The 237-nt window shown below is 59.9% G+C and carries 1 protein-coding gene; it reads left to right on the top strand.

Annotated elements, in window-relative coordinates:
* A partial coding sequence (locus P8629_RS12695; protein WP_278166442.1) for an LrgB family protein occupies positions 1-237 on the top strand: 237 nt, incomplete at both ends.

A 237-nucleotide genomic window follows, 5' to 3' on the forward strand; every position in this document is an offset into this window, starting at 1 on the left:
CTTGGCCCTGCGACCGTAGCCTTTGCCATTCCGATCTATCAGCAACGCGCAAACATTCGTCGGTACTGGCCTGTTTTGCTGGTCGGTGTGGTGATGGGCAGTTCGTCGGCGATGCTCTCCGCATGGGGGCTGGCGCACCTTCTTGGCCTCAATGATGCGATCAGCCTCAGTCTGATGCCGCGCTCGATGAGTACGCCTTTTGCCATGACGGTGTCCGGCGATATTGGCGGCACGCCT

The organism is Hydrogenovibrio sp. 3SP14C1 (genome assembly GCF_029625905.1).
In the GTDB taxonomy this organism is placed as follows: Bacteria; Pseudomonadota; Gammaproteobacteria; order Thiomicrospirales; family Thiomicrospiraceae; genus Hydrogenovibrio.